We start from the raw sequence: 22,735 nt of genomic DNA, 5'->3' as shown, positions 1-22,735 counted from the left end.
TCTCCAAGGCAGTCCGGGCCCTCCCGACCCGGACCTGGGCCGGACCCGAGTCAAGCCAAGGTCAGGCCCGCGCCCGGCGCCAGCGATCGTCGATGCGTTCGGCCAACCCACGCCGCTGCAGCCGGGTGAGGGCGGCGAGCACGCTGGGCGGGGCCAGTCCGGCACTCACGGTGAGCCGGTCCACGGTGGTGGCCTGCCGCAGCGGCAGGGCCTCGTGCACCAACAGCTCCTCCATGCTCAGCCCGTCCACGGCCCGGGCCCGACTGTCGGTCTCCTCGGCCGCAGGCTCCGGTGCGGGGGCGGAGGTTGCCGTCCCCGCCGCCCGGTCCGAGCCCTGGGCCGGAGCCGGCAGCAGGGCCAGTGCCTGGGCGGGGTCGGTCAGCAGCCGGGCGGGGGTCTCCTGCAGCAGACGGTGGCAGCCGGCGGAGGAGGCCGAGGTGATCGGCCCGGGGACCACCCCCAGCTCCCGGCCGAGCCCGAGGGCGTGCCCGGCGGTGTTCTGGGCCCCGGAACGCCACCGTGCCTCCACCACCACGACCGCCCCGCACAGGGCCGCGATCACCCGGTTCCGGTGCAGGAATCGGTGCCGGGTGGGGCTGGCTCCCGGCGGCATCTCCGAGACCAGCAGGCCGTGGGCCATCACCTCCCGCAGCAGTTCCTCGTGCCCGGCCGGGTAGAGCCGGTCCAGGCCGCCGGCGAGCACCGCCACGGTGGGCACCGGCGACGTGCCCGTCTGTGCCCCGGCCCTCAGCGCGGCACGGTGGGCGGCCCCATCGATCCCGTAGGCACCACCGGAGACCACGCATACCCCGGCGTGCACGGCGGCCTCGGCGACGGCGGCGGTCACCGTGCGGCCGTAGGCGGTGGCCTCCCGACTGCCCACCACCGCGAGCGCCCTCGCCGTGGTGGGCAGAGCCCCGGTGCCGCGGAACCAGAGGCCCAACGGGGCGGCGGGGCCGAGATCGTCGAGGCCGGTGGGCCAGGCCTCGTCCTCGGGAATCAGCAGCCCCCCGCCGAGCCGGTGCAGGGACACGAGGTCCCGTTCGGGGTGCAGCTGCGCGGCTCGGGGCGCCCAGCGGGCCAGTCCGGCGTGCCAGCGGCGGGCGATGGCCGGGGCGGATCCGAGGGTGTCGGCGAGCAGGTCCTGCTCGGCGGGCTGGAGGCGGTCGGCGCCGGTGAGCACGGCCAGGGCCCGTTCAGGGCCGAGGGCGGCGACGGTGCCGACGGCGAGGTCGTCGCCAGGTTCCACGAGCCGGGTGAGAGCCGCCCGTGCCAGGCGGGGCCCGTCGGGCCGGGCGGAGGCCAAGTGGGCCCCCTCCGGCGGGGAGTCGCAGGCACCCTCGGGGGGCACGGGGCCGGGTCCGGTGGTGTTGCTCATGATTCCTCCTCTTGGCGGCGCCGCAGGGCCAGGGCGGCGTCGACGTCGTCGGCCTCGGGGCGTTCGGCCCCGCGCAGGTCCGCGAGGGTCCAGGCCAGGCGGAGCACCCGGGCGTGCCCGCGGGCGCTGAGCTCGGCGTGGTCCACGGCGAGGTCGGCGGGGCGCCGGGCCGCGGGCGGCACCTCGGCCGGGCCACGCCGCAGGGCGGGGGCCGGGGCGTGGGCGTTGCGCCGGACCTGCTCCCCCACGAGTCCGGCCTGCCGGGCCTCGGCCCACCGGGCGTCCTGGCGGGCGACGGCGGCGGCCACCCGGGCGGCCACGCGCGCCGAGTCCTCGGCGGCCACCGCTCCGGTGAGGTGACGGGCCTCGACCGGCCGGACGGTCACCTGCATGTCCACGCGGTCCAGCAGGGGCCCGGAGAGGCGTTCGGCGTAACGGCGGCGCTGCAACGAGGTGCACCGGCAGCGGCTTCCGGTGCCGCCGCCAAGTCCGCAGGGGCAGGGGTTGGCGGCGAGCACGAGCTGGAAGCGGGCCGGGTAGGTGACCGCGCCGTGGCCCCGGTGCAGGACCACCTCCCCCGACTCCAGGGGCTGGCGCAGGGCCTCCAGGGAACGGCGGTCGAACTCGGGGGCCTCGTCCAGGAAGAGCACGCCGCCGTGGGCGAGGGACACCGCCCCGGGGCGGGCGAGCCCGGTGCCGCCGCCCACGAGGGCCGTCATGGACGCCGAGTGGTGGGGTGCCTCGAAGGGCGGGGTGCGGTCCAGGCCGCGGTGCTCGACCCCGAGGGCCCGCAGCGAGCGCAGGGCGGCGGTCTCCAGGGCGGTGCGGTCGTCCATGGGCGGCAGGATCCCCGGGAGCCGTTCGGCGAGCATCGTCTTGCCCGCCCCGGGAGGTCCGCTCAGCAGCAGGTGGTGGCCTCCGGCGGCGGCGACCTCCAGGGCGAACCGGGCCTCGGCCTGGCCGGCGACGTCGGCGAGGTCCGGCACCGTCCGGGCGGCGGGCTCAGCGGCCCGGGCACCCGCCCGCGGGGTCGCCGGAGGTGCCGGCGGCGGGCCCTCGGGCTCACCGCCGAAGGCGCGGATCACCTCGTACAGGTGGGTGAACCCGCGCACCTGTGCCCCGGGGACCAGCCGTGCGTCCGGCACGGCGGCTGCGGCGACGACCACCTCGGGCAGCCCGGCGTCCACGGCGGCCATCACCATGGCGACAGTCTCGGGGGCCCGGTGCAGGGCTCCATCCAGGCCCAGCCCGGCCAGGAACACCGGCCGGTCCACCCCGCGCACCTTGCCGTCGGCGGCGTAGGCGGCCAGGACGATGGCCAGATCGTGGGCGGCGCCGCGCTTGTGCAGGCCCGCCGGCAGCAGGTTCACCGTGAGGTGGCGGCGTGTCAGGGGCAGGCCGGCGTTGCGGGCGGCCGAGCGGATGCGGTCCCGGCTCTCCTGCAGGGCGGCGTCCGGCAGGCCCAGGAGGGTGAACCCGGGCAGGGACTGGGCGATGTCCGCCTCGACGTCCACGACCTCCCCGCGCAGACCGGCCAGGGACACCGAGCGGGTGCGTCCGATGCCGCTCACGGCCGCACGTCCTGCACGTGGTCCACCCGCACTCCCCCACCGCGGGGCACGAGCACGGCGACGGCGTCCACCCGCCACGGGTCCCGGGCGCGGACGCCGAGCCCGATCGGGGAGGCGTGCTCGTGCATCCAGGCGGCCATGAGCCGGTGTAGCCGGCGCAGTTTGGCCGGGGTCACGGCCTCGAGCGGATCCCCGAACCCGGTGCCGGAGCGGGTCTTCACCTCCACGGCCACCCACCAGCCGGCGTGGCGGGTCACCAGGTCCAGTTCCCCGGCAGGCCCCCGCCAGTTGCGGGCCACCACCTCGTGCCCGCGGGCCTGGAGCCAGCGTGCGGCGACGTCCTCCCCGTAGCGGCCGAGCGCGGTGTGCGCCCGGCTGCCGCCCCGGCGTCCTGCCGGAGCTGTGTCCATCTGTCTGGTGCCGGTCATGGCGACCACCTCCTGGGCCCAGACTGGCCCACCGGGGGCCGGGGCCGTCGGGCCGGGACCCGACTGTGAGGGGGCGGAGGCCTGTGCAGGAGTGGACGGCGACGGACTCAGCGCCCGCGCTCGAGCTCCCCGTCCTGGGGCACCTGGAGGTCGTCCTGGGGCAGCTCCTCGATGTTCACGTCCTTGAACGTGAGCACCCGGACGCGCCGGATGAACCGGGCAGTGCGGTACACATCCCACACCCAGGCGTCCTCGAGGACCAGTTCGAAGAACACCTCCCCGTCGGTCTGGTGCGGGGTCAGGGTGACCTCGTTGGCCAGGTAGAAGCGCCGCTCGGTCTCCACCACGTAGCGGAAGAGCCCGACCACGTCGCGGTACTCCCGGTACAGCAGCAGCTCCGCCTCGGCCTCGAAGTCCTCGACGTCGTCCGCGCTCATGCCCGGTCCTCCTGTCCGCATCGGTCTGCTCTGCCCGGTGCGTGCGGCACCGGCCCGGTCCATCCTGCCCCTCCGGCCCCGAGGAGTCGAATGGGCGACCCCGCTCAGCCGAACAGGGTGGGGGTCTGCACGGGGGCGGCGGGCACCCCCAGATTCCACGAGAGGCGGTGGTGCGGGGAGGGGCCCACCCGGGCGATGGCCTCGCGGTGCACCGCCGCCCCGTAGCCCTTGTTCCGGTCCCAGCCGTAGGCGGGGTGCTGCGCGTGCAGGGCGATCATCAGGTCGTCGCGGTGGACCTTGGCCACAATCGAGGCCGCCGCCACCGTGGCGCAGCGGTCCTCGGCCTTGACCACCATGGTGGGTACCGGCGGCACCGGCCCCGGGCCCTCGGCCACCGCCCCGCCGCGGCGGGCATGACGGGTCCAGTCGTCCGAGCCGTCCAGCACGAGCGCCACCGGCTCCCGGGGCAGGAGGGAGCACAACTGCTCCCAGGCGCGGCGGCCGGCCAACGCGAGCGCCGCCGTCACCCCCCAGCGGTCCACCTCGGCGGCGGTGGCCTCACCGATGCACGCGGCCGCGGCCCAGGCATGGATCTGCGGCACCAGGGCGCGGCGCCGCGCGTCGGAGAGCGCCTTGGAGTCCCGCACCGGCGGGATCTCGCCCTCGGCGGGCAGGCGGGCGGCCGCCACCCCGACGACGACGGGCCCGGCCAGCGCGCCCCGGCCCACCTCGTCCATGCCGGCCACGAACACGTCCTGCTCCCCGGGCGCGCGGGCCTCGGCAAGCGAGCGTTCGAGGTCGAGGCCCGGCCGGGGCGGGGCCGGCCGGGCGGTTCCGGTGCGCACGGTTCCGGTGCGCACGGTGCCGGCGCGACCTGCGGCGGCCCGTGCCCGCGTGGTGCGGGCCGGCGTCATGATGCCGCTCCATCAGCGGTGAGGAGGCCCACACGGTCGAGGGGCCACACGACGGCCACCGCGCGCCCGAGCACGTCTTCCTCAGCCACGAAGCCGCCGCCGGGGCCCTCGCGGTGCTGGCGGGAGTCCTGCGAGACGGCCCGGTGATCGCCCAACACCCACAGCCGCCCCTCCGGGACGGTCACATCGAAGCCGGGCCCCTCACCGGCCAGACCATTCGCGAGGTAGGGCTCGTCCAGGTCGGCCCCGTTGACCTGCAGGTGCTCCCAGCCCGGCTGCCAGCGCACCGTGTCCCCTGGAAGGCCCACCACACGCTTGACCACGTGCCGCCGGCCCTGGTCGGCGCCCACGAGGGACGCTGCCACCCGCAGCGGGTCCGCCCAGCGGGCGTCGTCGCCGGTGAGCCAGCCCTTGGTGTCTGTGAAGACCACCACGTCGCCGCGGTGCAGGCCCCCCGGGGCGGGGGGCAGCAGGCTCACGGCGATCCGGTCGCCGGGCTCGAGCGTGGGCTCCATCGAGGCCGAGGGCACCAGGAACATCCGCACCACGAACGCCTGCAGCAGGGCGAGCACGGCCAGGGTGGTCAGGGCCGCCACAAGCACCGCACGCCACGGCCGGCGCCGCCGGCGGGGGGTGCCGGCACCCTGTACGCCACCGGCGTCCGTGCCTGTGACCCTCACGTCAGCGTCCTGCATGGGCCTCTCCTGCGGTGTCGGCGGCACCGGCCGGGACCGGGCCGCGCCGGTCCAGGGGCCAGACGACGGCGTCCACGCTCCCGAGCACGGAGTCCACCGGCACGAGCCCTCCCCCGGGAGCGCCGAGCAGGTCCCGTGAGTCCCGGGACGCGGCCCGGTTGTCCCCCAGCAGGACCATCCGACCCTCGGGCACCGCGAACTCCCAGCGGCCGGCGGAGGCCGGGGCTGCAGCGGTGACCGCCCGCCCCAGCCAGGGCTCGTCCAGGGGGCGGCCGTCCAGCAGGAGCCGGCCGTCGTCGGCGCAGCAGGCCAGGGTGTCCCCAGGCAGGGCGAGGACCCGCTTGACGAACACGTCCTCGCGCCCGCCCAGCCCCCAGGAGGCGGCGACGTCCTCGAGGGCGGCGGTCAGCTCGCTGCGGGGGCGGTAGGGGGCCAGCGAGCCGGAACCGTCCACCACCACGACGTCCCCGCGGGCCAGGCCCGCCCCACCGGCGGCGGAGGTGTCCACATGCACGCGGTCCCCGGGCAGCAGGGTGGGCTCCATGGAGCCGGAGGGGATCAGGTAGACGGGCCCGGTGAGCACGCGCAGCAGCGCGGCGGCGACGACGGCGGCCGCCACGGTCAGCCCGGCCGCCGCCCACCAGCGCCGGGGCCCGGGCGCGACGGAGCCCCGCGACCGACGGGGGTCACGGGGCTCCGAGGCGTGCATGGCGACGTCAGCGGGCCGCGACGGGGCGGCCCGTGAGGATCACTTGGCGTCGGCGCGCTTCTCGCGGATGCGGGCGGCCTTGCCGTGGCGGTCGCGCATGTAGTACAGCTTCGCGCGGCGGACGTCACCCTTGGTGACGACCTCGATCTTGTCGATCACCGGGGAGTGCACCGGGAAGATGCGCTCCACGCCCACGCCGAAGGACACCTTGCGGACGCGGAAGGTCTCGCGGACGCCGTCGCCCTGGCGGCCGACGACGTAGCCCTGGAACACCTGGACGCGGGCGGTCTTGCCCTCGACGATGTTCACGTGCACCTTCACGGTGTCGCCGGGGGCGAACTCCGGGATGTCGGTGCGCAGGGTGGCCTTGTCGAAGGAATCGAGGATGTGCATGCTCTGATCTCCTGGCGGACGCCACAGGTCATCCGCGTGATCGGCGGGGTGGGGGTCGGCCGATGCCGTGACCCGTCCCCGAAGCGGTGGGCCGGGCCGTCCGCCTGTGCGGGGCCCGGGGTCCTGCCGTCGACGTCCGCCCCCTGTGGCAGGTCGGGCGTCCGGCGGACACGAGGAACGATTATGCCATATGCCGGGCCCACAGGTCGGGGCGGCGCTCCTGAGTCCGCTCCTCCTGCTGGGCCCGCCGCCAGGCGGCGATCCGGCCGTGGTCGCCGGAGAGCAGCACCTCGGGCACCTCGCGGCCACGCCACTGCGCGGGCTTGGTGTACACGGGGTACTCGAGCAGCCCGTCCTCATGGGACTCCTCCACGAGGGAGGCGGGGTTGCCCACCACGCCCGGCACCAGGCGTCCGACGGCCTCGATGACCGCCAGCGCGGCCACCTCCCCGCCGTTGAGCACGTAGTCCCCGAGGGAGAACAGGCGCACGTCGTAGAGCTCCTCGGCCCAGCCGAACACGCGCTCGTCGATGCCCTCGTAGCGACCGCACGCGAACACCACGTGCCCCGCGCCGGCCAGCTCGCGGGCCGTGGCCTGCGTGAAGGGGGTGCCGGAGGGAGTGGGGACCATGAGCACGGGGCGGGCCGGCGGGGCCAGCGGGGTGGCCGCGGCCACTTCCTCCAGGGCCAGGGCCCACGGCTCGGGCTTCATCACCATCCCGGCGCCGCCGCCGTAGGGGGTGTCGTCCACCGTGCGGTGGCGGTCCGAGGTGTGCTCGCGCAGGTCGTGCACGTGGACGTCCACGAGGCCCTCGCGCCGAGCACGGCCCAGCAGGGAGACGTCCAGCACGGACAGGTACTCGGGGAAGATCGTCACCACGTCGAAGCGCACAGGCTCAGCCCTCCTGCTCGGCGGACGGGCGGCCCGCAGGCGCGGAGGCGTCCTCGTCGGCGAGCTCCAGCAGCCCCGGCGGCGGGGTGAGGGTCACGACGCCGGCCTCGACGTCCACCTCGGGGACGATCTCCTCCACGAAGGGCACCAGGGCCTCGGCGCCGCCGTCGTCCAGACGGACCTGCAGGCGGTCCTGCACGTCCCCGGTGACCAGGCCCGTCACGACGCCCACCCGGGCGCCGTCCACGTGGACCTCGAGGTCGAGCAGGTCGTCCTCGTACCATTCGTCGTCCTCGACCTCCTCGAGCGGGGCGGCGAAGAGCTGGGCCCCGCGCAGGGTCTCGGCGGTGTTCCGGTCCGGGGACTCGGCGAACGCGACCACGAGGATCTGCTTGTTCCAGCGGGCCCGCGACACCGTGAGGGCGGCGGGGGCTCCGGCCGGGCCACCGCGCAGGACGAGCGAGGCGCCGGGGGCGAAGCGGGTCTCAGGGTCGTCCGTGAAAACCTGGACGGTCACCTCCCCGCGGATGCCGTGGGGCTTGCCGATGCGGGCGACGCGGACGAGGTCCGCGGCGTCGGTGTGCGGGGCGGGGGTCATGGGCTCTCCTGGGAGGACGGGCGGGACGGGGGACGGCGACGGCCCGCGCCCGTCCCGAAGCGGGAGGGGGCGGGCCGTCGTCAGGCGCAGGGCGGCGTCAGCGCACGCGGTCGGTCTCCACCACGTCCACGCGGACGGGGTGGCCGGCCAGGCCGTCGAGGACGGTGCGCAGCGCGGACGCGGTGCGTCCCTGCCGACCGATCACACGACCGAGGTCCTCGGGGGCCACACGGACCTCCAGCATCTCGCCGCGCCGCTGGGCGCGGGCGTCCACACGGACGGCGTCCGGGTGGTCGACGATGCCGCGCACCAGGTGCTCGAGGGCCTCGGTCAGCATGGTCACTCGGACTTCTCGGCGTCCTCGGCGGGAGCCTCGGCCTCAGCGGTCTCGCCCTCGGCCTCAGCCTCGGCGGCCTCGGACTCGGCCGGGGCCTCCTCCTTCTTCGGCTCCTCGGGGAGGATGACCGAGCCCTTCTCGGGGGCCACGAAGGCCTCCTTCTCGGCCTTGGCCTTGAGGGTGCCCTCGGCACCGGCCTCGCCCTTGAACTTCTGCCAGTCGCCGGTGATCTTCAGCAGGGCGGCGACCTGCTCGGTGGGCTGGGCACCCACGGAGAGCCAGTACTGGGCCCGCTCCGAGTCGATCTCGATGAACGAGGGCTCCTCGGTGGGGTGGTACTTGCCGATCTCCTCGATGGCACGGCCATCGCGGCGGGTGCGCGAGTCGGCGACGACGACGCGGTAGTACGGGGCGCGGATCTTGCCGAAACGCTTCAGACGGATCTTGACAGCCACGGGTGTGGTTCTCCTTCAGGGGGTCTGGGGTCCGGCCGGCGGCGCCGCGTGGGGGCAGGGCACCGGACGTCCGGGAGACGGAACGGAGCGCGCGGAGGATAGAGGGTCGTCCGGGCTCACGCTCAGTACCGGGCCATTCTGCCAGATCGGCCGGCACCCCGCACCTCGCGGCGCGCCGGCCCTCTGGGAGACGGGCTCAGCGGCCGCCGTTGAGGTACTTCTCGAAGCCCGCCGGCAGGTTCAGCTGCGAGGGGTCGATGCCCGAGAGGTCCGGCATGCCGCCCTGACCGAACGCGGCCCCCTGGCCCGAGCGCGCCTGGCGCTCCTCCAGGGCCCGACGCTCGGCGGCCGCCTTGGCGGGGTTGCCGGACTTCACCTTCTTCTTGGCGGCCTTGCCCTTGGCCTTGCGGGACTGGCCGCCAGGCGTCCCGGGCATGCCCGGCATCCCCGGGAAGCCGCCGCCGGCGGAGAGCTTCTTCATCATCTTCTGGGCCTCGGCGAAGCGTGTGAGCAGGTCGTTCACCTGGGACACGCTCGAGCCGGAGCCCTTGGCGATGCGGGCCCGGCGGGTGCCGTTGATGATCTTCGGGGCGGCCCGCTCATGGGGGGTCATCGACTGGATGATCGCCTCCACCCGGCCCAGCGAGGACTCGTCGAACTGCTCGAGCTGCTGACGCATGCCCTGGGCTCCGGGCATCATCATGAGCATCTTCTTGAGCGAGCCCATCTTCTTGAGCTGGTTCATCTGGACGAGGAAGTCGTCCAGGGTGAAGTCCTCCTGGTCGGCGAACTTCTGGGCCATCTTCTCGGCCTCGGCCCGGTCCCAGTTCTGCTCGGCCTGCTCGATGAGCGAGAGCACATCGCCCATGTCCAGGATGCGGGAGGCCATGCGGTCCGGGTGGAAGACCTCGAAGTCCTTCAGGCCCTCACCGGTGGAGGCGAACATGATGGGCTTGCCGGTGACGTGGCGGACGGACAGGGCCGCACCGCCGCGGGCGTCGCCGTCGAGCTTGGTGAGCACCACGCCGGTGAAGCCCACACCCTCGTTGAAGGCCTGGGCGGTGGCGACGGCGTCCTGGCCGATCATCGAGTCGATGACGAACAGGACCTCATCCGGGTTCACGGCGGCGCGGATGTCCGCGGCCTGCTGCATGAGCTCGGCGTCCACACCGAGGCGGCCGGCGGTGTCGATGATGACGACGTCGTGGTAGCGGGCGTTGGCCTCGGCGACGCCGTCGCGGGCCACCTGCACCGGGTCCCCCGTGGGGGCCTCGAACTCGGAGGCGACGCCCGGGTGCGGGGCGAACACGGGCACGCCGGCGCGCTGGCCGGTGACCTGGAGCTGGGTGACCGCATTGGGGCGCTGCAGGTCTGCGGCCACGAGCAGCGGGGTGTGCCCCTGGGTCTTGAGCAGGTGGGCGAGCTTGCCGGCCAGGGTGGTCTTGCCCGCACCCTGCAGACCCACGAGCATCATCACGGTGGTGCCGGTCTTAGCGTGCCGGATGTGGCGGGTCTGCCCGCCGAGGATCGTCACGAGCTCCTCGTTGACGATCTTGACGATCTGCTGGCCCGGGTTCAGGGCCTGGGAGACCTCCGCGCCGAGGGCGCGTTCCTTGACCTGCGCGATGAACTGGCGGACGACGGGCACGGCGACGTCGGCGTCCAGCAGAGCGCGGCGGATCTCCCGCGCGGTGGCGTCGATGTCCGCCTCGGTGAGCCGCCCCTTGCCCTTGAGGCTGCGGAACGTGGCTGTGAGGCGGTCGGACAGGGAGGTGAACACGGCGGCTGGGATCCTTCGCGGAGGGGGAGATCGCTGGGACGATGCCCGGGCTCGGCGGGCCCCGTGCGGGGCCCGCCGGCGCCGGCGTCGGTCCAGCCTAGCAACCGGGCCGCAGACGGTCCGACTCCGGACTCAGCGCACAGCGGACGCGGTGCCGGCCGAGGGCTGCTCGGGCAGGCGGTCCTCCGGGTCGGTCTCGTAGGCGGTGCCCAGGCCGTAGTCGTACGCGGACTCCGAGTGCAGGGCCTGGTCCACGCCGCGCAGCTCGTCCTCCGTGGAGACGCGCAGGCCCATCGCGGCCCGCAGCCCGAGGGCGATCAGGGCGGTCACGACGCCGGTGAACACCACGGTGAACACGGTGGCCACGGACTGGCTCAGCAGCAGGGCTCCCCCGCCGCCGTGGAACAGGCCGGCCCGGCCCTCCTCGGCGAGCAGCTCGGGGCGGCCGAACAGGCCGATCATGAGCGTGCCGACGATGCCGGCCACCAGGTGCACGCCCACCACGTCCAGGGAGTCGTCGAAGCCGAGCTTGAACTTCAGGTTCACGGCCAGGGCCGCGGCGACGCCGGCGACCGCACCGATCACCAGGGCGCCGACCGGGTCCACGAACGCGCAGGCCGGGGTGATGGCCACCAGGCCGGAGACCACGCCGGAGGCGGTGCCGATGGAGGTCGGGCGGCCGTGACGGGCCAGCTCCACCATGATCCAGCCGAGCATGGCCGCTGCGGGTGCGACGAGGGTGTTGACCCAGATCAGGCCGGCGGTCTCGATGTCCGTGGCGGCGCCGCCGTTGAAGCCGAACCAGCCGACCCACAGGACGGTCATGCCGAGCATGACGAACGGGATGTTGTGCGGCCGGTGCCGGGGGTCGGCGTCGAAGCCGTGGCGCTTGCCCATCATGATCGCCAGAACCAGGGCCGCGGTGCCGGCCGCCGTGTGGACCACGAGCCCGCCGGCGAAGTCCACGGCCTCGCCCACGGCCGCGCCGATCGCGCCTTCCGCGGTGAGCAGGCCGCCGCCCCAGACCATGAAGGCCATCGGGCAGTAGACGAGGGTGGTCCAGACCGGCACGAAGAGGCACCAGGTGCTGAAGCGGGCACGGTCGGCGACCGCACCGGAGATCAGGGCCACGGAGATGATGGCGAAGGTGGCGCTGAAGCCGATGCCGGCCATGTCCGCGGTGCCCACCGCGCCGTACAGGCCCGGGTCGGCGAACGGGTTGCCCACGACGCCGAGGACGCCGTCGCCGCCGGTCATCGCGAAGCCCCACAGGACCCAGACGACCGCGACCAGGCCCATGGCCACGAAGGACATCATCATCATGTTCACGGAGGCCTTCGCGCGGGTCATGCCTCCGTAGAAGAAGGCCAGGCCCGGGGTCATGAACAGCACGAGGCCGGCGCAGACCATCGTCCACACCGCCCCGGCGTCCAGAGGTGTGAGTTCAGCTGGCATGGTGGCCCATCCTCTCGCTCGGCGCGTCCCGCCTCGGCGCGGCGGGGCGTCGGCCCCGAGTCTGCCGAGGCGATGTTTCCTCACGCGCGCCCGGGTGTTTCCGCTGTGTGAACGCCCCGGTCGGCGCCGGCGGCGACCACGGGGCAGACGACGACGGACCCCCGCCTCCGGAGCGGAGACGGGGGCCGTGGGGGTCGGCCCGGGGCCGTGGGGGCCGGATCGACCGGCCGGGGGCTCACTCGGCCAGGAGTGCGTCCACGAAGCCCTCGGCGGAGAAGGGGGCGAGGTCGTCGGGGCCCTCGCCGAGGCCGATGAGCTTGACCGGCACGCCGAGCTGGCGCTGGATGGCCACCACGATGCCGCCCTTGGCGGTGCCGTCGAGCTTGGTCAGCACGATGCCGGTGACGTCCACGACCTCCGCGAAGACCTTGGCCTGGGTCAGGCCGTTCTGGCCGGTGGTGGCGTCCAGGACCAGCAGGACCTCGTCCACGGCGGCCTGCTTCTCGATGACGCGCTTGATCTTGCCCAGCTCGTCCATCAGGTTGGCCTTGTTCTGCAGGCGGCCGGCGGTGTCCACGAGGACGACGTCGGCCTCTTTCTCGATGCCGACCTTGACGGCCTCGAACGCCACGGAGGCCGGGTCTGCACCCTCGGCCTGGGAGCGGACCGTCTCCACCCCCACCCGGGCGCCCCACGTGGCCAGCTGCTCGGAGGCGGCGGCGCGGAAGGTGTCCGCGGCGCCGAGCACCACGGTGCGGTCCTCGGCCACGAGCACGCGGGCCAGCTTGCCCACGGTGGTGGTCTTGCCCACCCCGTTGACGCCCACGACCATCGTGACGGCGGGCAGCTCTCCCTTGCGGGTGGCGGCCAGGCGGCGGTCCATCGAGGGGTCCACCATGGCCAGCAGCTCCTCGCGCAGGAGTGCGCGGACCTGCTGCGGGTCTCGGGTGCCGTCCACGGTCACGCGGGCCTTGAGGCGGTCCACCAGCTCCATGGTCGGCTCGGTCCCGAGGTCCGCCAGCAGCAGCGTCTCCTCGATCTCGTCCCACACGTCCTCGTCGATGCGGTCCTGCGAGAGCAGGGACAGCAGCGCGTTGCCGAAGACGTTGTTGGACTTCAGCAGGCGGGCGCGCAGGCGCTGCAGCCGGGTGCCGGCCGCCTCCGGGCGCTCGAGCTCGGGGCGGGTCTGCACGGGCTGCGCCGGCTCCTCGACCGGCTCGACCTGCTCGACCGGCGCGGGGGCGGCGTGGCGCGGGGCGGGCGCCTCCTCCCGCTCGGGCGCCAGGGCGTGGGACCCCCCGGAGTCGGTGCCGGCCGGCACGGCGCCCGGCGCCGGGTCGTCGGCGTCGCGCAGATCGGTGTACGTGCCCTTCGGCGGACCGGCCGGGCGGTCCAGCAGACCGACCAGGACGGCACCCACCAGCAGGGCGAGGGCAACGGCGATGATCAGGGTGATATCCACGGGGTCCAGTCTCGCACAGGGGGTGGACGCCGCACGGGCGCGGACGCGGGCCGACGGCGCCCACCGGGCCCCGGTGGGAGGATGGGGCCATGTCCGCCGCGTCCCGCCGTCGTCGTCCCCCGCTCCCCCGCGACATCCGCGTGCTGGTGGCCGCGGCGTTCGTGATCGCGATGGGCTTCGGGATCATCGCACCCCTGCTGCCCCAGTACGCCACCACGTTCAACGCCTCGGCGACGGCGGTGGCCGCCGTCGTCTCCGCGTTCGGCCTGACCCGACTGCTGTTCGCCCCGCTGTCCGGGCGGTTGACCAACCGGCTCGGGGAGACCCCCGTGTACATGACCGGCGTGCTGATCGTGGCGACCTCCATGTTCCTGATCGCCTTCGCGCAGTCCTACGGGCAACTGTTGGCCTTCCGCGCCCTCGGCGGGATCGGGTCCACCCTCTTCACGGTCTCCGCGATGGCCTTCCTCGCCCGCAAGTCGCCGCCGACCATGCGGGGCAGGGTCTCGGGCGCCTACGCCTCCGCGTTCCTGATCGGCAACATCGCCGGCCCGATCGTGGGCTCGGCGCTGTCCGTGTTCGGCTTCCGGGTGCCGTTCCTGATCTACGGCTCCTCGCTGGTCCTGGCCGCGCTGATGGTGTTCGTACTGCTGCGGGAGACCCGCCGGGCAGACCGCGCCTCGACCGACCCGCGGCCGAGCATGCCGCTGCGCGAGGCCTGGGACCACCGCGCCTACCGGGCGGCACTGGTCTCCTTCGCCGCCAACGGCTGGGCCACGATCGGCGTCCGCAACTCCGTGACCCCCCTGTTCGCCGCGAGCGCGTTCGGCGGCACCGTGGTGCTGGGCTGGACACTGGAGGGCCCGCTCATGGCGGGGCTGGCGCTGTCCCTGTTCGCCGCAGGCAACGTGGTGGCGGTGACCTTCAGCTCGCGGCTGTCGGACGTGCACGGGCGCAAGCCGCTGATCCTCACCGGGCTGACAGTCACAGCCCTGGCCACGGGGGTGCTCGGCGTGCTGGGCCACCCGGTGCCGTTCCTGCTGGCCTGCATGCTGGCCGGGGCGGGCACCGGCACGCTGAACGCCCCGCAGCAGGCCTCGATCGCGGACCTGGTGGGCCCGGGCCGCAGCGCCGGCCCGGTGATGTCCACCGCACAGATGGCCGGGGACCTCGGGGCGATCGCCGGGCCCCTGCTGGTGGGGCTGGTGGTCGACGCCGGCGGCTACGGCTGGGCGTTCGCGCTCACCGGTGCGGTGCTCGCCGTCGGGGCCCTGGCCTGGTGCCGGGCCCCGGAGACGAACCTGCCGATCGCTCCGGGCGGGCCTCGGACCGGCTCGCTGCCGCGGATCCAGGCCCCGGAGGAGGTCGGTCAGCCGCACCGCACGGTCGAGTGACGCCTGTGCCTGCGCCGGCGCAGACGGGGCGGAGGCGCAGGCGGGCTCAGGGGGCGTCGGCCGCCGTCGCCGGGACGATCTCGCGCGGATGGTACGAGGCGCGGGTGGCCTCGAGGAGCTCCTCGGCGGCCTCGATCCGCTGCTCGCCCAGCAGGGCGGTGAACCGGCCGTAGCGCTCCATCACACGGGCCGTGGGCCCCTCCATGACGGGGCGCCCGTGGTCCAGCCAGAGCACCTTGTTGGCGGAGTCGCGGATGGTGCGGTCGTCATGGCTGACGAGCACCACGGCACCGGCGTTGCGCTTGAGCTCCTGCATGCGCTCGCGTGCCCGCGCCCGGAACTGGGCGTCGCCCACGTTGAGGGCCTCGTCGATGACGAGCACCTCCGGGTCCCGGCTCGTGGCGATCGCGAAGCGCAGCCGGGCGCTCATGCCCGAGGAGTACGTCTCGATCGGCAGGTCCACGGCGTCACCGAGCCCGGTGGCCTCGGCGATCTCGGGCAGCCGGCGGCGGACCTCCTCACGCTGCATGCCCAAGGCCAGGCAGCCCAGCACGATGTTCTGCCGGCCCGACATCGCCGGCACGAGGGCGGCGTTCACGCCCAGCAGCATGGGGCTGCCGGCAGTCAGCACCCGGCCGGCAGTGGGCATCAGGGTGCCGGCGATGATCTTCGAGAGCGTGGACTTGCCCGAGCCGTTGCGGCCCACGAGCCCGAGCGTGCGGCCGCGCTCGACCACGAGGGACACCTCGTCCAGGGCGTGCACATCCACCCGGGGCGGGCGGCGCAGGGCCCGGGCGAGCATCCGGCGGCCCCGGGGGAGGTCGGCGAGGGCGCGGTCCCCCGTGGAGGGGACCTGGTAGGTCATCGAGACGCGGTCGACGACGATGGCGTAGGCGGCGGGATCCTGGTTCATCGGTGCAGGTTCCGTCCGTAGCGCTCCTCGCCCTGCCAGATCACGAGGATCCCTACGACGAACGAGCCCACCGCCCAGGCCGTGAGCGAGGCCCACGTGCCCAGCGCGGGAGTGTGCCCGTACAGCAGCAGGCTGCGGGAGAGGTCCAGGACCTGGTACATCGGGTTCGCCTCCAGCACGGCGAGCACCCGCGGGTGGTGCACGAACCTGTCGAACGAGTAGAACACCGCGGACCCGTACATCCACAGGCGCAGCAGGAAGCCCACGAGCTGGCCGATGTCCCGGACCCGGGAGACCATGCGGGCCAGTACCAGGCCCACGCCCGTGACCAGCAGGACCTGCAGCAGCACCACGGCCGGGAACAGCAGCCACCGCCACGTCAGCTCCGCATGCGGGGGGATCACGAGGATCACGAACAGCATGGCCGCCAGCGTGAACCCGTACATCAGGGTCTCGCGCAGCAATGCCCCGATGGGCAGCACGGCGTGCGGCAGCTGGAAGGCATCGGCCACATTGCGCCGGGCCGTCAGGGCCCGGGACATCGCGGTGACCACCCGCGAGGTGAACGTGAACATGAACACCCCGATGGTCAGGTAGCCCAAGAAGTTCGGCACGCCCCGGGAGGTCTGCAGCAGGACACCGAAGATCAGGAAGTACGTGGCCCCGTTCAGCAGGGGTGTCAGCACCAGCCACACATTGCCGAGGCGGTGGCCCCGGTTCATGGCCTGGACGCCGGCGCCGGCGTCGTAGGCCAGATAGTGGCGGCAGCGCCACAGGCGCTGCAGGTACTCCCCGAGCGAGGGGCGCCGCCCCACGCGCTGCAGGCGCGAGACGTCCACGGGGATGCGCTGGCTCGCGGCCGACTCAGTTGGGTGGGGCATCGGGATGCTGGCCTCCGTCGACGGGTGCTCTGGTGCTGCCGACGTCGCTGCGGGCGGACCCGGGGGCTCACGCCGATTGCCCACAAGTATACGAAGACCGCGGACCGGCCAAGACCGTCACACCGGCCCGCCCCTCCCGCCGCCCCCGACTAGGCTGACAGCGGCGAGGCACCAGCGCCCGCCCCCTCGATCCCCAGGAGCTCGCATGCCGAAGAAAGTGATGCCGGTCTACGGCACCCGCCCGGAGGCCATCAAGGTCGCCCCGATCGTCAAGGCCCTCGCCGCCGATGAGCGCTTCGAGTGCGTCGTGGCCGTCACCGGACAGCACCGGGAGATGCTGGACCAGGTCAACGAGCTCTTCGGGATCGTCCCGGACCACGACCTGAACATCATCCGGCCACGCCAGACCCTCAACGGCGTGTTCGCCCGCACCCTGGACGGGCTCGACGAGATCCTCGAGCGCGAGGCCCCGGACGCCGTCGTGGTCCAGGGCGACACCACCACCTCCACCGCGGCGGCCGTGGCCGCCTTCAACCGCGGGGTGCCCGTGGTGCACGCCGAGGCCGGCCTGCGCTCGTTCGACATCCACTCCCCCTTCCCGGAGGAGGCCAACCGCAAGATCACCAGCCAGCTGGCCGCCCTGCACCTGGCCCCCACCTCCGTCAGCCGGGACAACCTGCTGCGCGAGGCCGTCACCGAGGCCGACGTCTACGTGACCGGCAACACCGTGATCGACGCCCTCCTGGAGGCCGTCCGCGCGCAGGTGCCCTTCGAGGACCCGCGCCTGGCCGAGCTCGCCTCCTCCGGGCGCCGGATCGTGCTGGTGACCACCCACCGGCGCGAGAACCAGGGCGACGCGATGCGCGGCGTCGGCCGGGCCCTGGCCCGACTGGCCCGCGCCCAGCAGGACGTGACCTTCGTGCTGCCGGCCCACCGCAACCCCGTGGTGCGCGAGGCCGTGCTGCCCGCCCTCGAGGGCCTGGAGAACGTGCTCGTCACCGAGCCGCTGGCCTACGGCGAGTTCACCCACCTGCTCTCCCTGGCCGAGGTCGTGCTCACCGACTCCGGCGGCGTCCAGGAGGAGGCCCCCTCCCTCGGCAAGCCGGTGCTCGTGATGCGCGAGAACACCGAGCGCCCCGAGGCGGTCTCCGCCGGCACCGTGCGCCTGATCGGCACCGACGAGGACCGTGTGGTCGAGGAGGTCACCCGCCTGCTCGACGACGCCGACGCCCACGCCGCCATGGCCAACGCGGTGAACCCCTACGGCGACGGCCGTGCCGCCGAGCGCACCGTCTCCGGCATCGCGCAGCTGCTCGGCGTCGGCGAGCGTCTGCCCGAGTTCCGCGGCGCCTGATCTCGGAGGACACCGAGCCTCGACCACGGGGCTCCCCCACGACGACGGGGCGGGCCAGGGATCTCCCGGCCCGCCCCCCGTCGTCGTACGGTCCCGCGATGCGGGCTCAGCCCTCCGAGACCGGACCGGGGGTCGGCTCCGGTGTGGGCTCAGGCGGGGCCACCTCGCGCACGAGCGCCGACCAGCGGTCCAGGACCGCCGCGCCGTCGAAGCGCTCGGCCACCTCCGCTGCGGCCTGCGCGGAGCGGGCCGCGAACACCTCCGGGTCCGCCAGAGCGAGGACGTCCTCGGCGATCGCCTCCGTGGAGGCGTGCAGCCAGGTGTCCGGGAAGAGCCGGTCCGCGCCGGGCCAGGCGAGCACGGCCGGGACCGCGCCGTTCATGGCCCCGTCCGCCACAGTGAAGTGGAAGGACTCGAAGTCCGACACGGACAGGGCGACGCCGATCGAGGCGTACCAGCGCTCGAGCTCGGCCCGATCAGAGGAGAAGCCGTCCAGGTGCACGGCACCCTCCAGGTGCGGGTCCTCAGCGATCCGGCGCCACTGCTCCTCATAGAAGGCCATCTCCTCAGCCCTGGCGAGCATCCACGGGTAGTCCGCGGGCATGCGCCCCTTGACGCGCAGGGTGAAGCGCTCGTCCCGGGCACGCAGGCGGGCGAGCACGTCCAGGGCGCGGTCGAGGCGCTTGCCGCGGGGCACCACACCCACAAGACCGAGCACAAACCGGGACTCCGGGTCCCGGGGCAGGCCGGCACCGGGGCGGACGATGTTCGGGATGACCTCATCCGGGCGGGCCCCGACGCCGCGGAACCGGCGGGCTGCGTCGCGGATGTGCGGAGCCACGTACACGAACCGGTCCACGGCGGCCAGGCGCATGCGGCTGAGCCAGGGGCGGAAGAGCTCCTGCGAGTGGACCCGCACGATCAGCCCCTGCTCCGGGCGCACATGCGTGGAGTACCAGACCGCGTTGCCCAGACCCCACTCACACACGACCACCTCAGCCCACTCGAGCAGGGCGGTGCTGGCCTCCTCGTCGTGGTCCTGGTGGGAGGCCCACTGGTCCACCCGCACCTCGTGGCCATCGGCGCGCAGCCGGTCCATGAGCTCACCGGCGAACTTGAGGTCGTGCCCGGCGACCACTACGCGCAGCGGCCGGGGCGCCGTCTCGACGGCGGCCACGGCGGACCCGTGGATGCGCTCGGCCAGCAGGCCGCGGCGCAGCACCGCATGGGGGCCGTCCGCACCGGTGCGGCGGGCCCGCACCAGCGGGGCCTCCGGTTCGGGGGCGCCCGTGCTGACCAGGGGGGTGCCCAGGTCCGTCACGGCGGCGGTGTCCAGGCTGACGGAGCCGAGGCCGGCGTCGACCAGGACCTCCACGACGTCCTCCACGACGACGCGGTCCAACGCCTGCCCCGTCCACTCGATCTCGACGTCCGCGCTCGAGGACGCGGCCTCGGCCGCGGAGAGCACGCGGATTCCGCTGCCCTGCAGGGCCTCGACGGCGGACCCCTCGGCGACGACCTCCGCCACAGGCAGGGTCTGGGCGGCCAGACCGGTCCAGTCCGCGCCGGCGGCGTCCCCGGTCAGGCGCACGCGCACGCACGGGTCCCCGGTCGCCCTCACCGGCACGCCCAGCCGCCGCAGCACCGGCAACAGACGGTGTTCGAGGGTGTGGGAGCGGCGGATCATGCGCCGCAGGTTCCAGCCCTGCACATTGCGCAGCTCCGGGTCCGCCAGGACGGCGTCGAACGCCCGCCCCGCGGCGTCCTTGCGGCCGATGGTCGGCACAAGCCCGCGGAACATGTGGTTGACCGCAGCCGAGGGGCCGGAGGCCACCACACCGCCGGAGCAGCCGATCTCCACCACGCGCCGGGAGAACATCGTCTCGGACTCGGTGACCGAGTTGACGTTCACGTGCACCGGGTAGCGCCGGTAGGCCCGCACCATCTCCGAGTACGGCAGGCCGCCCTCGACGAACGGCTGCAGCGCCTCCGGGAACCGGTACGGCGAATCCGGCAGGTCCGCCTGGCGGTCGAAGATCGTCACCCCGTGCGGGCGGGCCGCGTCCAGGAGCATCTCCAGCACCGCCGAGCGGTCCTTGTAGCGGTCCCCGTAGTAGGAGCCGGCGTACATCACGGGCCGGTCCGTGACGGCCGGGGCCTCGGTGACGGGGTGATGCAGGGCCGGATGCGCGAAGAACGGCAAGGAGGCCACCTGCTGCCGGCCCCGCTCGGTGCGGGCCAGGTAGCGCGGGATGGACCGGTTGTCCGTGGTGAGCACGAGGTCGAACAGTGCCGCGTTGTCGATGAACCGGGCGAAGTGGACCGGGTCCTCCTTGTTCCAGAAGACCGTCGGCACGCCGCGCTCGCGGCAGGACGCCACCAGCGCGCGCAGGTCCGCGGACTCCTCGTCCGAGTAGTGGCCGACGCCGCGGGTCCACTGGCCGTCGTTGCCGGACCAGGCCGACTCCACGAACACGAGGTCCAGGGGCTCGGCGTCCAGCTGCTCGCGCCAGCGGGTACGGTCCAGCACGGTCACCCGGGTCTGCAGGGCCAGGGTGGAGGTGGTGAAGGTGTCCGCGATCAGGCCCACGCGGATCTGATCGAGCGGGCGGGCCTGCGGGGTGTCCGCCGCGTCCACGTCCGCCCCGGCGGCCAGCACGGCCTCGGCCAGCTGCGCCCCGAGCACGTCCCAGCGACGCCGTTGCACGGCCCAGGCGCGGCCGGCCCGGCCCAGCTCGCCGCGGCGCTCCGGATCGTCCAGCAGGTCGCCGAGCACACCGGCGAGGGCGGCCACGTCACCGGCGGGGAAGGTCACCGCTCCCCCGCACTCCTCGCGCAGGCTCGTGAGGACGGGCAGGTCGGAGAGCACCACGGGGATGCCGGAGGCCAGTGCCTCCAGGGGCTTGAGCGGGCTCACCAGGCGGGTCACGGGCGTGGACACGCGTGGGCAGGCCACGATGTCCACCTCGGCCAGCAGGGCGGGGATGTCGTCCGCGGGGATCCGGCCGAGCACGCGGTGCTCGAGGTCCTGGCCGCGCTCGCGCAGAGTCTCCTGGATCCGCGGCAGCGCGGGCCCGTCCCCGGCGAGCACCAGCTGGAAGTCCTCGCGCTCGTCGGCCAGGCGCAGGCAGGCCTCGACGAGATCGTCCAGGCCCTCGTAGTCCACGAAGGAGCCCACGTAGCCGACGACGGCCCGGTCCGGGTCCAGCCCGAGCCGGCGGTGCACCTCGCCCACGGCCGGCAGCGGCTGGAACTGCTCCGGGTCCACGCCGTTGGGGGTCACGGTGAGCCGCTCGGCGGGCACCCCGCGCGTGACGAGCTCGTCACGCATCTCGGCGGTCAGCACGCACACGTGGTCCGCCTCGGCCATCACGAGATCCTCGAGGACGGTGGCCAGGGCCCTGCGCTCCTGCACACCTTCCTGGCCCTCGGCCAGCCCGTACTCCCAGAACCCACGCACCTCGTAGGTGAAGGGCACCCCGGCCAGGCGTGCCGCGATCAGCGCCGGGAGGGCGGTGATGTGGTTGGAGGCGGCGTGCACCCGCTCGGGGCGCTGCCGGGCGATCACCGCGCTGTACGCGTCCACCGCCGTCTCCAGGTAGGAGGCCAGCGCCTGCATCTTCAGGGACGGCCCGTAGGAGAAGACGTGCTCGATCCCGTCCACGAGCTGGGCGAAGGAGTGCTTCTTCGGGGCCCGACGGATGGACGCCGCGTCCCAGGGGAAGCCGGGGCGTGCCGCGACGACGACGTCGTGGCCGGCGTCGCGCAGGCCCCCCACGATCCCGCGCGTGCGGATCGCGTAGCCATTGGACTGGTAGGGGTGCACGCCGTGGGCGCAGTAGAGGATCCTGCCCCGCTCCGGGCGGTGGGCCGGGCCAGCACCGCGGGCGGGCACCGCCGGCGGGGCGTCCAGCAGGCGAGCCTGCTCCACAATCGACGCCGCGAGCCGACGCTGGCCGGCGCTGCCCTCGGCCACCAGCTCGGGGTGCGCGAGGATCAGGTCCCGCGGCTCCCTGAGGGCGCCGTCGTCATAGAGGGCCTTGATCAGGGGCAGCAGGGCTGCCGCGTCCGCCTGCTCGGCCCAGGCGGCACGCCGCTCAGCCAGGGAGGGGGCGCCGGCGGCGGGGCCGGACGGACGCGCCACCGCGGGCTCGGACTCCACCGGGGTCGAGGCCCGGCGGTCCTGCGCCGAGGTCAGCAGGGAGCGGACCCGGTCCCGGGTCCGTGCGGTCCAGCGACCGGAGGAGGTCACGGCCGAGGCCAGGCGGGCGCGCACCTGACGCGCCGGGGCACGGCGGGCGTGGTAGAGCCGGCGGCGCACCTCCCGCAGCAGGCCCGAGTTCAGGTGGCGCAGCCGCCAGGAGCCCTCCGGGGCGGGGGCTGCGTCCACATCGGGGGCGGGCTGCTCGTCGACGATGGACGGCTGCTCGGCCCCATCGGGGTCCGCCGGGCAGGCCGGGGCCAGGCCGTGGACCGTGACCGTCCCGTCCCGGTGCCGGACGATCAGGCTGGTGGCCCGGCTCGTCCAGAGGGCCGTCTCATCAAGGTGTCGCACTCATGCTCCTCATGCTGGTCCGCGGGGGTCGGTGGGTCCGCGGCGGAAGGGTGGGCAGACGGCGGCGAACGCCGGGGCGGCGGCCCCCCCCCGCCCCCGGCGACGGGGGGGGACCGGGACCGCCCCCGGCCCCC

General features: G+C 74.3%; 20 protein-coding genes. 2 read left to right on the top strand and 18 right to left on the bottom strand.

Annotated features, from left to right (window positions below):
• Window positions 1–61 precede the first annotated feature (61 nt).
• From dprA to ftsY, 15 genes are all read right to left on the bottom strand, one after another.
• Complete coding sequence (gene dprA / locus SPI96_RS00200; protein ID WP_321080351.1) at window positions 62–1,378, bottom strand: DNA-processing protein DprA; 1,317 nt, start codon at window positions 1,376–1,378, stop codon at window positions 62–64.
• Entirely contained in the window at window positions 1,375–2,949 is a 1,575-nt protein-coding gene (locus SPI96_RS00195; RefSeq protein ID WP_321080350.1) for a YifB family Mg chelatase-like AAA ATPase, read from the bottom strand. Before SPI96_RS00195 ends, dprA begins: the two co-directional genes overlap by 4 nt.
• Window positions 2,946–3,377 (bottom strand): YraN family protein, encoded by a 432-nt coding sequence (locus SPI96_RS00190; protein WP_321080349.1) that lies wholly within the window; start codon window positions 3,375–3,377, stop codon window positions 2,946–2,948. The genes SPI96_RS00195 and SPI96_RS00190 overlap by 4 nt, the downstream gene beginning before the upstream one ends.
• Window positions 3,378–3,484: 107 nt before the next feature.
• A complete protein-coding gene (locus SPI96_RS00185) occupies window positions 3,485–3,814 on the bottom strand; it encodes a DUF2469 domain-containing protein (RefSeq protein WP_321080348.1) in 330 nt (109 codons plus the stop codon).
• Between the two features lie 104 nt (window positions 3,815–3,918).
• Entirely contained in the window at window positions 3,919–4,728 is an 810-nt protein-coding gene (locus tag SPI96_RS00180; RefSeq protein ID WP_321080347.1) for a ribonuclease HII, read from the bottom strand.
• Window positions 4,725–5,423: a signal peptidase I gene (gene lepB, locus SPI96_RS00175; protein WP_321080346.1), complete on the bottom strand. Its 699-nt coding sequence runs from the start codon at window positions 5,421–5,423 to the stop codon at window positions 4,725–4,727. Before lepB (SPI96_RS00175) ends, SPI96_RS00180 begins: the two co-directional genes overlap by 4 nt.
• Window positions 5,410–6,132 carry a signal peptidase I gene (lepB, locus tag SPI96_RS00170; protein WP_321080345.1) on the bottom strand — a complete coding sequence of 241 codons (723 nt, stop codon included), beginning with the start codon at window positions 6,130–6,132 and terminating at the stop codon, window positions 5,410–5,412. The genes lepB (SPI96_RS00175) and lepB (SPI96_RS00170) overlap by 14 nt, the downstream gene beginning before the upstream one ends.
• Before the next feature lie 39 nt (window positions 6,133–6,171).
• Window positions 6,172–6,525, bottom strand: coding sequence for a 50S ribosomal protein L19 (gene rplS / locus SPI96_RS00165; RefSeq protein WP_321080344.1), 354 nt, complete (start codon window positions 6,523–6,525; stop codon window positions 6,172–6,174).
• Window positions 6,526–6,706: 181 nt separating this feature from the next.
• Window positions 6,707–7,417, bottom strand: a complete 711-nt coding sequence (trmD, locus tag SPI96_RS00160; RefSeq protein ID WP_321080343.1) for a tRNA (guanosine(37)-N1)-methyltransferase TrmD — start codon at window positions 7,415–7,417, stop codon at window positions 6,707–6,709.
• 4 nt (window positions 7,418–7,421) lie between these two features.
• Window positions 7,422–8,015 (bottom strand): ribosome maturation factor RimM, encoded by a 594-nt coding sequence (gene rimM, locus SPI96_RS00155; RefSeq protein ID WP_321080342.1) that lies wholly within the window; start codon window positions 8,013–8,015, stop codon window positions 7,422–7,424.
• Between the two features lie 97 nt (window positions 8,016–8,112).
• Complete coding sequence (locus tag SPI96_RS00150; RefSeq protein WP_321080456.1) at window positions 8,113–8,352, bottom strand: RNA-binding protein; 240 nt, start codon at window positions 8,350–8,352, stop codon at window positions 8,113–8,115.
• Window positions 8,353–8,354: 2 nt separating this feature from the next.
• Window positions 8,355–8,807, bottom strand: coding sequence for a 30S ribosomal protein S16 (gene rpsP / locus SPI96_RS00145; protein WP_321080341.1), 453 nt, complete (start codon window positions 8,805–8,807; stop codon window positions 8,355–8,357).
• A gap of 196 nt (window positions 8,808–9,003) precedes the next feature.
• Window positions 9,004–10,587, bottom strand: a complete 1,584-nt coding sequence (ffh, locus tag SPI96_RS00140; protein WP_321080340.1) for a signal recognition particle protein — start codon at window positions 10,585–10,587, stop codon at window positions 9,004–9,006.
• A 132-nt stretch (window positions 10,588–10,719) separates the two neighbouring features.
• Window positions 10,720–12,042: an ammonium transporter gene (locus SPI96_RS00135; RefSeq protein WP_321080339.1), complete on the bottom strand. Its 1,323-nt coding sequence runs from the start codon at window positions 12,040–12,042 to the stop codon at window positions 10,720–10,722.
• Between the two features lie 235 nt (window positions 12,043–12,277).
• Window positions 12,278–13,504, bottom strand: a complete 1,227-nt coding sequence (gene ftsY / locus SPI96_RS00130; RefSeq protein ID WP_414601878.1) for a signal recognition particle-docking protein FtsY — start codon at window positions 13,502–13,504, stop codon at window positions 12,278–12,280.
• An 89-nt stretch (window positions 13,505–13,593) separates the two neighbouring features.
• On the opposite strand from ftsY, the gene SPI96_RS00125 reads away from it, so the two are divergent.
• Window positions 13,594–14,898: an MFS transporter gene (locus SPI96_RS00125; RefSeq protein ID WP_321080338.1), complete on the top strand. Its 1,305-nt coding sequence runs from the start codon at window positions 13,594–13,596 to the stop codon at window positions 14,896–14,898.
• 46 nt (window positions 14,899–14,944) lie between these two features.
• On the opposite strand, the gene SPI96_RS00120 is transcribed toward SPI96_RS00125, so the two are convergent.
• The gene (locus SPI96_RS00120) at window positions 14,945–15,811 is read right to left on the bottom strand and encodes an ABC transporter ATP-binding protein (protein ID WP_321080337.1); all 867 of its coding nucleotides are present in this window, start codon (window positions 15,809–15,811) and stop codon (window positions 14,945–14,947) included.
• Window positions 15,808–16,692 (bottom strand): ABC transporter permease, encoded by an 885-nt coding sequence (locus tag SPI96_RS00115; RefSeq protein ID WP_321080336.1) that lies wholly within the window; start codon window positions 16,690–16,692, stop codon window positions 15,808–15,810. The genes SPI96_RS00120 and SPI96_RS00115 overlap by 4 nt, the downstream gene beginning before the upstream one ends.
• A gap of 205 nt (window positions 16,693–16,897) precedes the next feature.
• On the opposite strand from SPI96_RS00115, the gene wecB reads away from it, so the two are divergent.
• A complete protein-coding gene (gene wecB / locus SPI96_RS00110) occupies window positions 16,898–18,046 on the top strand; it encodes a non-hydrolyzing UDP-N-acetylglucosamine 2-epimerase (protein WP_321080335.1) in 1,149 nt (382 codons plus the stop codon).
• Window positions 18,047–18,152: 106 nt separating this feature from the next.
• Here the strand turns inward: wecB and SPI96_RS00105 are convergent, their stop codons facing one another.
• A complete protein-coding gene (locus tag SPI96_RS00105) occupies window positions 18,153–22,601 on the bottom strand; it encodes a glycosyltransferase (RefSeq protein WP_321080334.1) in 4,449 nt (1,482 codons plus the stop codon).
• Between the last annotated feature and the right edge of the window lie 134 nt (window positions 22,602–22,735).

Origin of the sequence: Micrococcus sp., assembly GCF_034179925.1 — a bacterium.
In the GTDB taxonomy this organism is placed as follows: domain Bacteria; phylum Actinomycetota; class Actinomycetes; order Actinomycetales; family Micrococcaceae; genus Micrococcus.
This window is presented reverse-complemented; position numbering and strand designations above follow the sequence as displayed.

Coding starts and splice junctions, on each gene's coding strand:
- lepB (WP_321080345.1), bottom strand. CDS start 6,132: ATGCACGCCTCGGAGCCCCGTGACCCCCGTCGGTCGCGGGGCTCCGTC.
- rimM (WP_321080342.1), bottom strand. CDS start 8,015: ATGACCCCCGCCCCGCACACCGACGCCGCGGACCTCGTCCGCGTCGCC.
- SPI96_RS00150 (WP_321080456.1), bottom strand. CDS start 8,352: ATGCTGACCGAGGCCCTCGAGCACCTGGTGCGCGGCATCGTCGACCAC.
- SPI96_RS00190 (WP_321080349.1), bottom strand. CDS start 3,377: ATGACCGGCACCAGACAGATGGACACAGCTCCGGCAGGACGCCGGGGC.
- SPI96_RS00180 (WP_321080347.1), bottom strand. CDS start 4,728: ATGACGCCGGCCCGCACCACGCGGGCACGGGCCGCCGCAGGTCGCGCC.
- dprA (WP_321080351.1), bottom strand. CDS start 1,378: ATGAGCAACACCACCGGACCCGGCCCCGTGCCCCCCGAGGGTGCCTGC.
- rplS (WP_321080344.1), bottom strand. CDS start 6,525: ATGCACATCCTCGATTCCTTCGACAAGGCCACCCTGCGCACCGACATC.
- wecB (WP_321080335.1), top strand. CDS start 16,898: ATGCCGAAGAAAGTGATGCCGGTCTACGGCACCCGCCCGGAGGCCATC.
- SPI96_RS00135 (WP_321080339.1), bottom strand. CDS start 12,042: ATGCCAGCTGAACTCACACCTCTGGACGCCGGGGCGGTGTGGACGATG.
- lepB (WP_321080346.1), bottom strand. CDS start 5,423: ATGCAGGACGCTGACGTGAGGGTCACAGGCACGGACGCCGGTGGCGTA.
- SPI96_RS00125 (WP_321080338.1), top strand. CDS start 13,594: ATGTCCGCCGCGTCCCGCCGTCGTCGTCCCCCGCTCCCCCGCGACATC.
- SPI96_RS00185 (WP_321080348.1), bottom strand. CDS start 3,814: ATGAGCGCGGACGACGTCGAGGACTTCGAGGCCGAGGCGGAGCTGCTG.
- SPI96_RS00120 (WP_321080337.1), bottom strand. CDS start 15,811: ATGAACCAGGATCCCGCCGCCTACGCCATCGTCGTCGACCGCGTCTCG.
- SPI96_RS00115 (WP_321080336.1), bottom strand. CDS start 16,692: ATGCCCCACCCAACTGAGTCGGCCGCGAGCCAGCGCATCCCCGTGGAC.